The organism is Paraburkholderia fungorum, assembly GCF_902833645.1.
GTDB lineage: Bacteria > Pseudomonadota > Gammaproteobacteria > Burkholderiales > Burkholderiaceae > Paraburkholderia > Paraburkholderia fungorum.
In genome coordinates, this window is sequence record NZ_CADFGE010000003.1 from 134,144 (window position 1) to 146,097 (window position 11,954).

At 61.3% G+C, this 11,954-nt stretch carries 13 protein-coding genes; 7 read left to right on the forward strand and 6 right to left on the reverse strand.

The features are described 5' to 3' along the window. Positions 1–190: 190 nt before the first annotated feature. Entirely contained in the window at positions 191–1,165 is a 975-nt protein-coding gene (locus tag HWX91_RS11755) for an SGNH/GDSL hydrolase family protein (protein ID WP_244144050.1), read from the forward strand. Here the strand turns inward: HWX91_RS11755 and HWX91_RS11760 are convergent. Both HWX91_RS11760 and HWX91_RS11765 read right to left on the reverse strand, forming a co-directional pair. Further along, the gene (locus tag HWX91_RS11760; protein WP_052660596.1) at positions 1,154–2,173 is read right to left on the reverse strand and encodes an ROK family protein; all 1,020 of its coding nucleotides are present in this window, start codon (positions 2,171–2,173) and stop codon (positions 1,154–1,156) included. The genes HWX91_RS11755 and HWX91_RS11760 overlap by 12 nt on opposite strands. Beyond that, positions 2,163–3,635, reverse strand: coding sequence for an APC family permease (locus tag HWX91_RS11765; protein ID WP_081832887.1), 1,473 nt, complete (start codon positions 3,633–3,635; stop codon positions 2,163–2,165). The genes HWX91_RS11760 and HWX91_RS11765 overlap by 11 nt, the downstream gene beginning before the upstream one ends. A gap of 193 nt (positions 3,636–3,828) precedes the next feature. Between HWX91_RS11765 and HWX91_RS11770 the strand changes: the two genes are divergently transcribed. Continuing rightward, on the forward strand, positions 3,829–5,040 hold the full coding sequence (locus tag HWX91_RS11770) for an ROK family transcriptional regulator (RefSeq protein WP_042273574.1): 1,212 nt from the start codon (positions 3,829–3,831) through the stop codon (positions 5,038–5,040). A 265-nt stretch (positions 5,041–5,305) separates the two neighbouring features. Then, complete coding sequence (locus HWX91_RS11775) at positions 5,306–6,115, forward strand: class I SAM-dependent methyltransferase (protein WP_102857521.1); 810 nt, start codon at positions 5,306–5,308, stop codon at positions 6,113–6,115. Between the two features lie 21 nt (positions 6,116–6,136). Here HWX91_RS11775 and HWX91_RS11780 read toward each other — a convergent pair whose 3' ends face one another. Beyond that, positions 6,137–6,988 (reverse strand): urea carboxylase-associated family protein, encoded by an 852-nt coding sequence (locus tag HWX91_RS11780; protein WP_028193924.1) that lies wholly within the window; start codon positions 6,986–6,988, stop codon positions 6,137–6,139. A gap of 278 nt (positions 6,989–7,266) precedes the next feature. Here HWX91_RS11780 and HWX91_RS11785 point away from each other — a divergent pair, with 278 nt between their 5' ends. After that, a complete protein-coding gene (locus HWX91_RS11785; protein ID WP_028193925.1) occupies positions 7,267–7,959 on the forward strand; it encodes a cytochrome b/b6 domain-containing protein in 693 nt (230 codons plus the stop codon). A gap of 93 nt (positions 7,960–8,052) precedes the next feature. Here HWX91_RS11785 and HWX91_RS11790 read toward each other — a convergent pair whose 3' ends face one another. Next, positions 8,053–8,514 (reverse strand): CHRD domain-containing protein, encoded by a 462-nt coding sequence (locus tag HWX91_RS11790; protein ID WP_028193926.1) that lies wholly within the window; start codon positions 8,512–8,514, stop codon positions 8,053–8,055. A gap of 227 nt (positions 8,515–8,741) precedes the next feature. Next, complete coding sequence (locus HWX91_RS11795) at positions 8,742–9,443, reverse strand: glutathione S-transferase (RefSeq protein ID WP_174459528.1); 702 nt, start codon at positions 9,441–9,443, stop codon at positions 8,742–8,744. Positions 9,444–9,590: 147 nt separating this feature from the next. Between HWX91_RS11795 and HWX91_RS11800 the strand changes: the two genes are divergently transcribed. From HWX91_RS11800 to HWX91_RS11810, 3 genes are all read left to right on the forward strand, one after another. Further along, positions 9,591–10,166, forward strand: a complete 576-nt coding sequence (locus HWX91_RS11800; RefSeq protein WP_028193928.1) for a TetR/AcrR family transcriptional regulator — start codon at positions 9,591–9,593, stop codon at positions 10,164–10,166. Positions 10,167–10,306: 140 nt separating this feature from the next. Further along, the gene (locus tag HWX91_RS11805) at positions 10,307–10,759 is read left to right on the forward strand and encodes a MarR family winged helix-turn-helix transcriptional regulator (RefSeq protein ID WP_028193929.1); all 453 of its coding nucleotides are present in this window, start codon (positions 10,307–10,309) and stop codon (positions 10,757–10,759) included. Positions 10,760–10,825: 66 nt separating this feature from the next. Then, positions 10,826–11,155, forward strand: a complete 330-nt coding sequence (locus tag HWX91_RS11810; RefSeq protein ID WP_028193930.1) for a hypothetical protein — start codon at positions 10,826–10,828, stop codon at positions 11,153–11,155. 93 nt (positions 11,156–11,248) lie between these two features. Here HWX91_RS11810 and HWX91_RS11815 read toward each other — a convergent pair whose 3' ends face one another. Next, positions 11,249–11,887 (reverse strand): FMN-binding negative transcriptional regulator, encoded by a 639-nt coding sequence (locus tag HWX91_RS11815; protein ID WP_028193931.1) that lies wholly within the window; start codon positions 11,885–11,887, stop codon positions 11,249–11,251. Positions 11,888–11,954 lie beyond the last annotated feature (67 nt).

The following is an 11,954-nucleotide window of genomic DNA, read 5'->3' on the forward strand; positions in this document are numbered from 1 at the left end:
CGGCAGCATCGACAATCCGTCAACGACGGCGCACGCTTTTTGCTACATGGAGATACCTGTCGCAAGGCCACGGACAGGGGGGCGGGCACCTGCCCGGCCGACCCGCAGCGGAGGCGCTATGCGAGCAGTTTGCGACGAGGCACGTACGATACGTACGGTACGTACCGTACGTATTGCAATTCTTGCTGGAATGATTTCACTGCTTGCCGCATGCGGCGGTGGAAACAGTTCGAGTAGCGGCGGCAGCGCGGCCACGCCACCGGGCGGCGTCAATCTGCAAGTCGTCTCGTTCGGCGACAGCCTGTCGGACGTCGGCACTTATGCGCCGATTGCCAGTGCGGTCGGCGGCGGACGTTTCACGACCAATCCGGGGCAAGTGTGGGATCAGGACGTCGCGCAATATTACGGCGGTTCGCTAAGCGCAGCGTTTACGATCGACGTCGGCCACCAGTTGAGCGCGCAAAGCGGTTTCGGCTACGCAGAGGGTGGCTCGACGGTGGCCACGCCGGCGAACACGTACGATTTTCTTTCCGACGTGATCGGCAATGTCGAAATGCCGGTCAATCAGCAGGTTTCGAGCTATCTGAACGCGCACGGAAGCTTCAATTCCAATCAGTTGGTGCTGGTCTGGGCCGGCGCAAACGACGTGCTTCGCGCCGGCTCGCTGCCGGCCGCGGCGCCGACCGTGCAGACCGCGGCATCCACGCTTGCGCAACTGGTTGGGCAGATCGTTCAGAACGGCGCCACGCATGTGGTGGTGGTCAATGTGCCCAACATCGGCCTGTCGCCTAAAGGCATCGCTTCCTCCGACGGCGGAGCCAATCTGACCCAGTTATCGCAACTTTTCAACGCGGACCTGAACACGGCCTTGCAGGCCAACGACCTGCAAGGCAAGGTCATCCAGATCGACGCTTATACATGGGTCGGCCAGATCATCGCGAACTATCAGGCCAACGGCTTCACCGTGACCAACACCGCCCAGGCCTGCGACCCCAAGAAAACGCCGGACGATACGGCGTTACTGTGTTCACCGGCGACCTACGTGACAGCCAATGCCGACCAGACCTATATGTTCGCGGACGACCTTCATCCGACTACCCATCTGCATGCGCTGTTCGCCCAATACGTAGAGCAGCAGATCGCCAAAAGCGGGTTAGGTCACTGACGCGACTTCGCGCAACGGCGAGCGACCGGGAGGCGAGCGGCGCAACGCCCACGCATCGCTCGCGGCCACAATCGCACCCTGCAAGGCGGCACCGTGACCGAAAGCGGCAATCGCCACTTCTGGCGGATAAGGCACGGCTCGCGCCAGCATCGAACGCATACCGTCAGGAATCCCTGGGATACGCGCCATTCCGCCACCGATCACGATCCGCGACGGGTCCAGCATCAGCGTCAGATTGATGACGTGCCTCGCGAGGCACGCGAATGCGTCCTCGATCAGCGCCGCCACGTGAGGCAACGAGTCCTGCAACGCGAACGCCTCGTGCGTACTGACGTTTCGTCCTAGCAGAACGCTCACGCGATCAGCAATCGCACGGCCGGACACGAAGTCTTCTAGCGACGCGCCGCCATCGGCGAACAGCACTTCGTCCGCGACGCCACGCAACTGGTAGCCGATCTCGCCCGACGCGCCATTCGCGCCACGCAGCACTTTTCCATCGATCACCGCAGCCGCTGCCAATCCCGTCCCCAGGTTCAGATACAGGCCGCAATCGACGCCGACCAGCGCACCACAGCGCGCCTCCGCCAGTGCAGCGGCTTTGACGTCGGTTTCGACGGTGACGCACTGGGCGCCGAAGCCTGCGCGCAGCACATCGTGGAGCGCAAGCTGGTCCCAACCGGGATTGTTCGGCGCGAGCCGGATGCCGTCGGGTTCGATGATGCCGGGGGTGACCGCGGCCACTGCCAGAAACCGCCGCTCCACGCCGGCAAGCGTCTTCGCAATCAGCGCCCTCGCTGCTTCGAACATGCGCCGCATGACGGCCTCCGCGCCCTGCTCCGCCAGAGTCGGAATTTCCGTTTCATGAAGACGCTGCCCTGCTGGCGTGGTGGTCGCCATGGCAATCTTGGTGCCACCGAAATCGATGGCCAGCAGGAATCCGTTTGGATCAACATCAACATCAACATTAGCGCCGGTGCGCTGGATTTCAGTCAGGTCTTTAACGTGCATGCGCTTCGCTATTCACGGTTGCAATGTTGTCCGCCTGGCGTTCGAGATACACCTCACGGATAAGCTTCGGACCAAACGGCCATTGCCGCGCGACACGCGCCCAGATCAGGAACGCGATCAACCCAAGGACGAGCCAGCCGGTCGACATCAACTGGGATTGACGGTCGGTTGCATAGAAAACATAGAGCCAACCCAGCAGCGCAACGAGGCTCGGCACCGGATAGAGCCACTGCCGATACGGGCGATGCAGGTTCGGCTGACGGCGGCGCAGCACGGTCAACGCCGCGATCTGCGCCACCGACTGCAGTAGCACCGCGACGGCGACCAGCATGTTGATCACGGCGGTCAGATCGAAAAACGTTCCGGCCGCGGTGACCACACCCATCACCAGCAAAGCAATGTGCGGGAAGTTGTGCCTGGGATGCAGCTTGCCGAATGCGGCCAGAAACACTCCGTCGCGAGCCGCATAGAACGGCACGCGTGAGCCGCCGAGCAGCCCTGCAAAAACTGAAGCAAGCGCCGCCACCAGGATCAGAACGGTGACAATCGCCGCTGCGGCATGCCCCCAGTTGCGCGACACGACGAGCGACGCGACCGAGGTCGACTTGGCCACTTCCTGCCATGGCACCGTGCCGATCACGCCGATATTCATGGCGAGGTAAAGGACCATCATGGCGATGATCGAAATGATGATCGAGCGCGGCATGACGCGGCCGGGATTTTTCAGTTCATCGCCCATGTACGCCGTCGTGTTATAGCCGGCGTAGTCGTAGATGGCGATGATCAGGCCCGCACCGAGGCCCATGAAGAACTTGCCGGGATCGCCCGCATCGGCCGGCAACGTCGTTGCAAGGCTCAGATGGAAGTTCGAGTACGCAGCGGCAATGGTCAGCCCGACCGCCAGCATCATGATGATCCACAGCACCGTGCTCAACGCGCGAATCGATTCGATCCGCCGATACAGCGCGAGGACCACCAGCGCGGTCGCCACGACGCCGATCGCGTGCGTCTGCCACGCCGAAAGATTCGGCAGGAAGAACCCCAGGTACTGAACAAAGCCGATGATGCCCGTGCTCATGATGAGCGGAATGGACAGCATCGCGGTCCAGACGAACAGAAAGGGCATCAGCTTGCCAGTGCGGTATTGGAACGCTTCGCGTACGTACAGATAGGTGCCGCCCGCGCCAGGCATCGCCGCGCCAAGTTCCGCCCAGACGAGACCGTCCGCCATGGCCAGCACCGCGCCCAAAATCCAGCCGATGACGGCAAGCGGCCCATTCATCACGGCCACGATCGCCGGGATGGTCAGGAATGGGCCGACGCCGCAGATCTGAATCATGTTCACCGCGGTCGCCGAAAACAGGCCGACGGAACGGTGGAAATGCGGCGCATCGGCCGCCGGCCGCTCCGCCGCCCCAGCCAGCGCGGTTGAGGACGGCTCCTGCCAGGCAGAATCGCTCATGTATGTCTCCTTACGGCGTGCGCCGCGTTGATAGTCAGATGCTCCGGGGGTCCATCCGTTTTTTTGCGAATGATAGGAAACTTTCTTTACTAATGCAATCGCATCAAAAATGTTTTCAACTGTATCGACGGCGCGCGGCTTGCCCAGCCGGACAGTCGTTGATAGGATCGGCCATCCCGAAACCAGACGCCCCATGCACGCGCATCGAAAGAACAGCCGGCCGACAGTCACCGTCACGCGAGGTCCCGCGTTCGTCCGCCAGGGCAACGAATGGGCCATCTATCAGCATCTGTTGTCGCTGGCGCCCGCCTCCAGTCCGCAATTGGCGGAGAGCACCGGGCTGTCCAAGGTGACGGTCACGGCCGCGCTCGGCAATCTCGAGCGGCTGGGGCTCGTCGAGCAGACGGGTGTGCGCGGCGGCAGCGCGGGACGCTCGCCGCGGCTTTACGCGCCGCGTGCGCGAGCGGGTTTCGTGGTCGCGATCGACGTCGGCGCCAAATGGATCCGAGGCGCGCTCGCCGATCTGACCGGGACGGTGGTGGCCAGGCTCGACAAACGCACCCCTGCCCGCGTGGAACGGCTGGTCGCCCGAATCGTCGAACTGGTCGGCGCGATGCTTGAAGAACAGCACATTGCGAAGAGCGAGGTTCTCGCGACCATACTCGGCTCGCCAGGCGTGCTGGATGCGGAAAGCGACCGGCTGCGTCTCGCGCCGAACCTGCCGGATCTGGAGCGCGTGGGGTTGATTCCATCGCTGCGGGAAGCGTTCGGCGCCGACCTGCTGGTTGAGAACGACATCAACCTGGCGACACTGGGCGAACAGCAGCACGGCTTGGGGCGCGGCGTCGACAACTTCGTTTTTATGTGGGTCGGCACGGGCGTCGGGCTGGGGATCATCGCCGATGGCAGGCTGCATCGCGGCGCCCACGGTTTTGCCGGCGAGATCGCCGTGCTGCCCGCGGCTCCGGTAGTGGGCTCGAAGTCCGACGGAATCTATCGTCCGATGTTCGAGGTGTCCGCCGCGGCGAAGGGAATCGTCGCGCATGCGCAGCGGCTCGGCCTCGAGGTGGCCAACGCGGAAGGCGTATTCGTGGCGGCCCACGCCGGCGATCCGCGCGCACTCGACTGCGTGGCGGAAGAAGCACGGCAACTTTCGTGGGGACTCGCGTCGATTATTCCGATTCTCGATCCGAAGCTGGTAGTGCTCGGCGGTGGGATCGGGCGAAGCGGCGCCCTCCTGCTACCGACAATCCGCGCTCATCTCGCCGACTGGCTGCCGATTCCCGTGCCTGAATTCGCGGTGTCCGCAACCGCGACCGATGCGGTGTTGCTGGGAGCGATTGTGTTAGGCGTCGAGCGCGGACGGCTCAAAGCTTTTGAGCGGCTGGGGTACGCGACTTCGTAAGGAACTGAATAGTTTCTTCGCGCGTTCGAGCGACGCGTCTTGCATCTGATGAAATGGCAGGATTCCTACGCAGTGACAATCATGTGACAGCAACAGTGCGGGTCGACGCGAATCCGCAACCCGGCGTTCAGCACGTCAATAATCGGTAAACAGAAAACGTCGGGTAAAAAGCGGCACGGTGAGCTACCGCACACAAGCGGACCCCAGCGAGGTGTAGTTTGGCGGGGAGACATTTGAATCGAGAAACAACGTGGCTTCCACCGACATGCAGGATCGGATCAACCGGGCGGTGTGGAGCAGCCGCAGCGGGCGCAATGGGTTCGCCGTCGCCAGCGGATGGACCGATCCGGGTGAGGCGGCAGCTTTCGCCTGGGTGGCGCAGTATGCGCGACACCAGCCGGTTCTCGATGTAGGCGTCGGCGGGGGCCGAACCGTAGCCTTGCTGACGGCGATCAGCCACGACTACACCGCCGTCGACTACACGCCCGAAATGGTCACGATCTGCCGCCGCAACCATCCGGGCATCCGCGTGCAACAGATGGACGCCCGCGACATGTCGGCCTTTCCGGACGAGAGCTTTGGACTGGTCGTATTCAGTTACAACGGCATCGATGCGGTGGACTACCCGGGCCGCCGCGCCGTTCTGCGGGAGTTCAGCCGCGTGCTGAAGCCAGGCGGCCTGGCACTCTTTTCTGCCCACAACCTGCGCGGACCGAGCTACCGTCAAAATCCGCTGCATCTTCTACGCTTGCCAAACCTGTCGGTCAATCCGGTTTCAGTCTGTATCGATGTCGCCAGGATCGCCTATTCGCTGGCAATCGGCACCCTCAATTACTTGCGCTATTCGCCTCTCAATCGTGAGTTCGACGGCTACGCAATCCGGGTTTGTGCCGCGCACGAATTCGGCATTGTCATCATGTACACCGATATGAACACGCAGCTTCGCCAACTTGCCGAAGTGGGTCTGCACACAGAGGCGGTGTTCGGAAACTCGACGGGACGGCGCATACGGGAAGGTGACGATCTGAGGGATGAGTCATGGTTCCACTTTGTCGCGCGCAAGTTTACCGCGTGATAAATGGCGGTCCGATCACCATCAACCGCTTTTCCACTCCGGCTGCTGCAGCGTCATCCCATGTTGCCCCTTGTACGCAGCGACGGATGGCGGCGCCCATCCTTCGAGCATCGGTGGCGCAAGCTGGTAAATCTCGATGCCGAGCGGCCGGCACACTTCCAGCGGATCGCGCGCGTCCGGTCCCCACATCGGCACCGAGAGATCGCCACCCGGACAGGTCGACAGCGCACACAGCAAGTCGATCTCGGCGAAGAATTCGAGGTAATCCCCCTTCTTTGCCGGGCATGCTTTCATGAAATATTTGTCTTCCTGATTCAGGCCGGTGCACTGGAAAACATTCAGTACGTCGTGCACGTCGTACTCGGTCAATCCGTATGGAGCGATCGCGCGTGTGAGGTTGGAGTGGCAGTGAAAATGGAAATCCTCGCCGGTCAGCATCCGGTTCACATAGGGATCGCATCGCGTGCCAAGCAGATCGTGAACCCGCCCGCCGTGCTCGTCGACGCCGTAATCGGCCAGACTGTCATCGGTAATCGTCACCATCGGACGCAGGAACGGCAGCGTCGACCACAGACGGTCGAACGTGCTGACGTGCGCCTGCTGTAACTGGCGCGTACGCGAGGCCCACATCCGCTCGCGCGGATTGTGCAGGTTCCACATGTTCAGATCGGCCACCTGCGGACCCTCGATCGTCACGATGCGAAACACTTGACCCGCCTGCACGGTCCACGCCCGGCCCGAACGAATCGGCACGACGATCGATTCAATCAGCGTGCGGGTGCCGTGCTGCGAGGCGACGCGTTGATAGAACGACTTATCGACGTCAAGCGCCGAACCCTTGGTGGATTGATAGGCAGCAGGGTAGTTCAGCATGCTGAATGCTCCTTCATAAGGCTGGCGAACAGCCGCGCCCGGGCACACGGTAGCGGGCGGCATCCGGGCGTGTCGTGAATGATCGTGAATGAATCTGTCATCCTGCTCGTGTTTCAGACACTACACCTTAGTTGCTCCCTGTGCTTGTGCCTCGGCTCGAGCGCGCCAGGTCCCACGTCAGATTCGGGGACGTTGACGACGCGTATCCGGCAGCGTCTTCCTGAGTCCGACGAGCACAGGTTAGAGACGGTAAGATGATGCGCACGGAGGCACGACACATGGATGCTCACGAGCCTGTCACGCGGCCGGCACAACCTGTTTGCCGCCCGGTGCTGGTCTGGGACGCACCGGTGCGGCTGTTTCACTGGCTGGCGGTCGTGCTGGTCGCGGCGGCTTATGTCACCTTGAAGCTGAACTGGATCGACTGGCACGTCCGGGTCGGCGAGACGCTGCTTGCTCTCGTCATTGCCCGGCTGTTGTGGGGCTGCTTTGCCAGTGAGACGGCGCGCTTTCGCAGTTTCTTGGCGTCGCCCACGGCTGCACTTCGTCATTTGCGCCGCCTGTTTCGCCGCGAGCCGGATGTGCAGGTGGGTCACAATGCAGCCGGCGGCTGGATGGTCCTGCTGCTGCTCGCGCTGCTGCTCATCGAAACGCTGAGCGGGCTTTACGTCAACAACGACATCGCCGACGAAGGGCCATTGAGCGAACGGGTGCCCGTATGGCTCGCCAATGCTATTTCGACACTGCACGGGCTTGTTTGGGACGTGCTGCTCGCCGCGATCGCACTGCACATGGTCGTGATCGCTCTCTATGCGATAGCGAAAGGACACAACCTGCTGCGTCCGATGCTAACCGGCTACAAGCTCCTGCCCGCCTCGATCGACGCGCCGCGGCAGACGCCAGCTCTGCTGGCGCTGCTGCCGCTCGGCGTAGCCGCTGCCGTGGTGATGCTGCTCGCGGCGTATCTCTGAGCGTGCTGCGAATCCGGTCTCAGGGTGCCGCGTTAGCGGTGGCGTTGGTGGTGGCGTCAGCGGTGGCGTTAGCGGTGGCGTTAGTGGGTCGCGTCAGTTGCTCTTCGGCGGCACGACCTGGCCACGGATTTCACCGCCCGGGTGGTTCTTGGTGTGAACGTTGATGTACATATCACCGGCTTCGAACATCTTGGCTTCATCGGGGGACAGCGTGGCCTGGCCGCTGAGCGGGCTCGTCATCTCCATGGTGCCTTTCTGGGAAATCCAGACCTTCACGTCGGCGTTCTTACCGGCTGGGGCGGGTCCATGAAAATGCGCCATGGTGGCCTGACTCGACAATCCGCTAAAGCTGACGTTCCAGGTCACGACCCGCGTGCCGGGATCGTACGTGAGGTTCGCCTTACCGCTGCCAGGCGTCTGCACGGGAGGAACCTGCTGGGCGCCCGTCAACGGCACGTCGAATGAGACCGGCGCCGCTTGGGCCAGGCTCAGCGTGCCCGCCAGAGCCAGACCACCGAACACCATGAGAACGCGCTGCGAGATGGATCGTGACATTTGGTTTTCTCCTTTTTGGGGTTTGCCCTCGCTGGGCGGCAGCCATTATCGAAGCATGCGGACGACCTCGACGACGCCGCCGCCAGCCAAAGCTGTGACACAAGGATAGACGCAAGCCGCCGGTAACTCCAGGTGGAGCCCGATATCCGGTTTGCCGCAGGAAAGGCGCGGTCGCCCCTCCTCCTGATTGCCGGATCAAACCAATCGCGCGCGCCACGGCCGCAAGCTCAAACGGACGCCGCCGTCGGTTCCGACATCGTCACATAGTTCTTTACGCTGGAACGCTCCTGCATCCGGACATACCAGGCTTGAAGCGCCTCACACTCCGCCGGCACCGCCAGCTTCACAAGCCCCGCGAAAATCAAACCACCTATCACCGTAATGTCGGCCATCGAGAAGGCCTCACCGGCAACGAACGGCTGCCTCGCCAGAACAGCATTGAAGTAATGCATACCCCTCAGGGCTTTGTCGCGCTGACGGAACCCCCACTCGGCGTTCTGATAAATCTCGACGTCCGGTCCAAGCCCCGGCGTGGCGTGGTGGAAATAAACACTGACGGCGTCGAGCAACTCCAGTTCAGCGCGCTTGCTCATCATATGAATCACGCCCTTCTCGCGTGGTGTTCTACCGGTCAGCGTGGGTGCGCCATCAAGCGCGTCAAGGTATTCGGTAATGGCCGTGCACTCGGCAATCAAGGTCCCGTCGTCGAGTTCGAGCACCGGCAGCGTACCTGAGTAATTCCTGGCGAGGAACTCCGCCTTCTTGTGCTCGCCCTTCCAAAGATTGACCGTCACAAATTGAACGCGCGACTGCAGGTTCTTCTCGGCCAAAGCGATGCGGACGCGAGCCGGATAAGGGCCGGTGGGCCAGTCGTAAATCTTCATCGCAGCCGGTTTGTTCAGGTCGAAATTCACGATATCAAAACTCATTGCTTGCCTCTTTACAGTTTGCCTTCATAGGAACAGATGACGTCGGAACGTGTGCTGTTAGAGTCTACCTGCCACTTGGTAGGTTAGCTTTAGAAGCTATAATGCTCCCCGTCAACAGTCATTTTTTCAATTACGAGGGCGGCAGCAGTGAGGAACGACGCAAGCTCAAACTCCAGGGAAAACATCCTGGCGGCCGCCAAAAAGGTCGCGCAGGCGCATGGTTACGGCGGTTTGAATTTTCGCGATCTCGCGGAAGAGGTCGGCATCCGGGCCGCGAGCATCTACCATCATTTCCCCAGCAAGGCCGAGCTCGGCGCCGCGGTAGCGAGACGTTATTGGGAAGACTCAGCGGCTGCTCTGGATGCACTATTGGCCCAATCTTCGGACCCGCTTCGCTGTCTGCGTCAGTACCCCGACACGTTTCGCACGGCGCTCGCGAACGACAACCGCATGTGCCTGTGCAGCTTCATGGCCGCCGAATATGACGATCTGCCTGAAGCGGTGCAAAAAGAGGTGCAGACTTTCACCGATGTGAATGTTGCGTGGCTGAGCAAGGTGCTGTCCGCAGCAGCCGTGGTCAATTCCAGGGAGTGCGAACGGCGGGCTCGCGCCATCTTCGCCGCCATCGCCGGCGCTCAGCTCATTGCGAGAAGCCGCTCGGATATCTCGCTCTATGACGCATTAATTGACAGCTATCGCGTGGCGGGACTCCTGCCGGCATAGCTGGTCCAATCTTCGGCCGCCTCTCGCTGGACAGGAGCGCGTCGCGTCAATTCTTACTTCAGGAGCGGTGCCTTTTCGCGTGAACGAAAAATATACAGTTAACCTGTACAGATTAACTGTATACCTGCTATGGTTGCGGCATGAACAAGCCATCATCGCCGCCCCAATCTATCGACCTGGCCGCTCTTGCTGGCGAACTACGCATTTCCGTGAGCAGATTGGTGCGCCGCGCGCGAGAGCATTCGCAGACCGGCGACTTTACGTCGGCCCAGACGTCGGTACTCTTCCATCTGGATCGTGATGGCCCCGCTACCGTTTCCGCTTTGGCGCGGGCGGAGGGCGTGAAACCACAGTCCATGCGGATCACGGTTGCCGGCCTCGAGACGTTGGGCGTTATCAAAGGCAAAGCCGACCCAGCCGACGGACGCCAAACACTTATCGACCTGACCCCCAGGTTCAGGCGAGCGCTCCAGGCGAATCGGGCAGCGAAAGAGGATTGGCTGCTCCGCGCGCTCCAGGCGCAACTGTCCGCGCAGGAACAGGCAACGCTCGCCGCCGCGGTGGGGCTGCTGCAACGGTTGGCCGACTTCTGAACCCGCTCGGGTACTTCATGAAAACCATCCCACACATCGATCTACACAGCATCAGGAGCATCTGAAATGGATTGGCTGCATGTGGTCTGTTATTTTTTTGGCGGTGCCTTTCTGTCGAATGCGGTGCCACATTTCGTCAGTGGTGTGATGGGTGAACCCTTCCAGAGTCCGTTCGCGAAACCACCGGGAAAAGGACTGTCGTCATCGACGGTCAATGTGCTATGGGGTTTCTTCAATATCGTCGTCGGCTATCTTCTCGTTTGCCGCGTGGGCGATTTTGAGCTCAAGGTGACGAGCGACGCGCTGCCGTTCGGCATGGGCATCCTGGCGATGGGGCTGCTCGGTGCCCGGCTGTTCGGCAAACTGCACGGCGGCAATAATCCCGAACGTACATGAGCGCCTCGGCAACCGGTAACTTCTTTAGCGAGCCGGCGTCCGCCTTGAGTTACTCCTCCTTCCCGATGATTCCATCGGGAAGGACCAACACTGCTACCGGGCCTTGATCTCCGCGTAAGCCAGCATGGCATCACCCACCACGTTTTCTCCCTGCTCGTTGAGTGCCGCACCGGCTCCCCGGATATCCCGCACGTCCTTGTTCTGACCCAGCTTTATCTTCCCGACGAGGCGCGTGATCTCGATCTCCACGCCGACGATCGCCTTCAGCATCGCGTCGATGTAGTCGGCGGGGCTACCCGTCATCTTCCATGGCTTGGGCTGAGACGCCTCATGAGTGCGTGTCAGCCGGCCGACCACCCCACGAACGTATCGCTCGTCGTCGTGGATGCTAATGCGGCCGTAGGCATGTACCACGCGGTAATTCCATGTAGGCACCTGCTTGTGAAACTCGTGCTTGCTCGGATACCACGACGGCGAGATATAGGCGTCCCCGGCGCGAAACACAACCAGCACTTCGTCGCCATCGGCCACGTCCTGCCAGACAGGATTGGCACGGGCGACATGGGCATGCAGAACGCCGCACGTGCCCTCTGCGGCTTTCAGTTCAAAGGGAATGTGATTGGCGTCCATTCCGCTCCTGCCATGCGTGAACAGAATGCCAAAAGGATTCTCCTTGATCAGGGTATGCAGGACTTCAGTGCGAGGTTCGTCGAAATGGGCGGGTATGTACATGTCAGATCCGTTAAAGGCCATGACAAAATTTTCGCGCTAAACTGGTTCGTTTCGTAGAGCCAGTTTC

Excerpts from the sequence above, each read along its gene's own strand:
- HWX91_RS11755 (WP_244144050.1), top strand. The coding sequence starts at position 191 with ATGATTTCACTGCTTGCCGCATGCGGCGGTGGAAACAGTTCGAGTAGC.
- HWX91_RS11760 (WP_052660596.1), bottom strand. The coding sequence starts at position 2,173 with ATGCACGTTAAAGACCTGACTGAAATCCAGCGCACCGGCGCTAATGTT.
- HWX91_RS11765 (WP_081832887.1), bottom strand. The coding sequence starts at position 3,635 with ATGAGCGATTCTGCCTGGCAGGAGCCGTCCTCAACCGCGCTGGCTGGG.
- HWX91_RS11770 (WP_042273574.1), top strand. The coding sequence starts at position 3,829 with ATGCACGCGCATCGAAAGAACAGCCGGCCGACAGTCACCGTCACGCGA.
- HWX91_RS11775 (WP_102857521.1), top strand. The coding sequence starts at position 5,306 with ATGCAGGATCGGATCAACCGGGCGGTGTGGAGCAGCCGCAGCGGGCGC.
- HWX91_RS11780 (WP_028193924.1), bottom strand. The coding sequence starts at position 6,988 with ATGCTGAACTACCCTGCTGCCTATCAATCCACCAAGGGTTCGGCGCTT.
- HWX91_RS11785 (WP_028193925.1), top strand. The coding sequence starts at position 7,267 with ATGGATGCTCACGAGCCTGTCACGCGGCCGGCACAACCTGTTTGCCGC.
- HWX91_RS11790 (WP_028193926.1), bottom strand. The coding sequence starts at position 8,514 with ATGTCACGATCCATCTCGCAGCGCGTTCTCATGGTGTTCGGTGGTCTG.
- HWX91_RS11795 (WP_174459528.1), bottom strand. The coding sequence starts at position 9,443 with ATGAGTTTTGATATCGTGAATTTCGACCTGAACAAACCGGCTGCGATG.
- HWX91_RS11805 (WP_028193929.1), top strand. The coding sequence starts at position 10,307 with ATGAACAAGCCATCATCGCCGCCCCAATCTATCGACCTGGCCGCTCTT.
- HWX91_RS11810 (WP_028193930.1), top strand. The coding sequence starts at position 10,826 with ATGGATTGGCTGCATGTGGTCTGTTATTTTTTTGGCGGTGCCTTTCTG.
- HWX91_RS11815 (WP_028193931.1), bottom strand. The coding sequence starts at position 11,887 with ATGTACATACCCGCCCATTTCGACGAACCTCGCACTGAAGTCCTGCAT.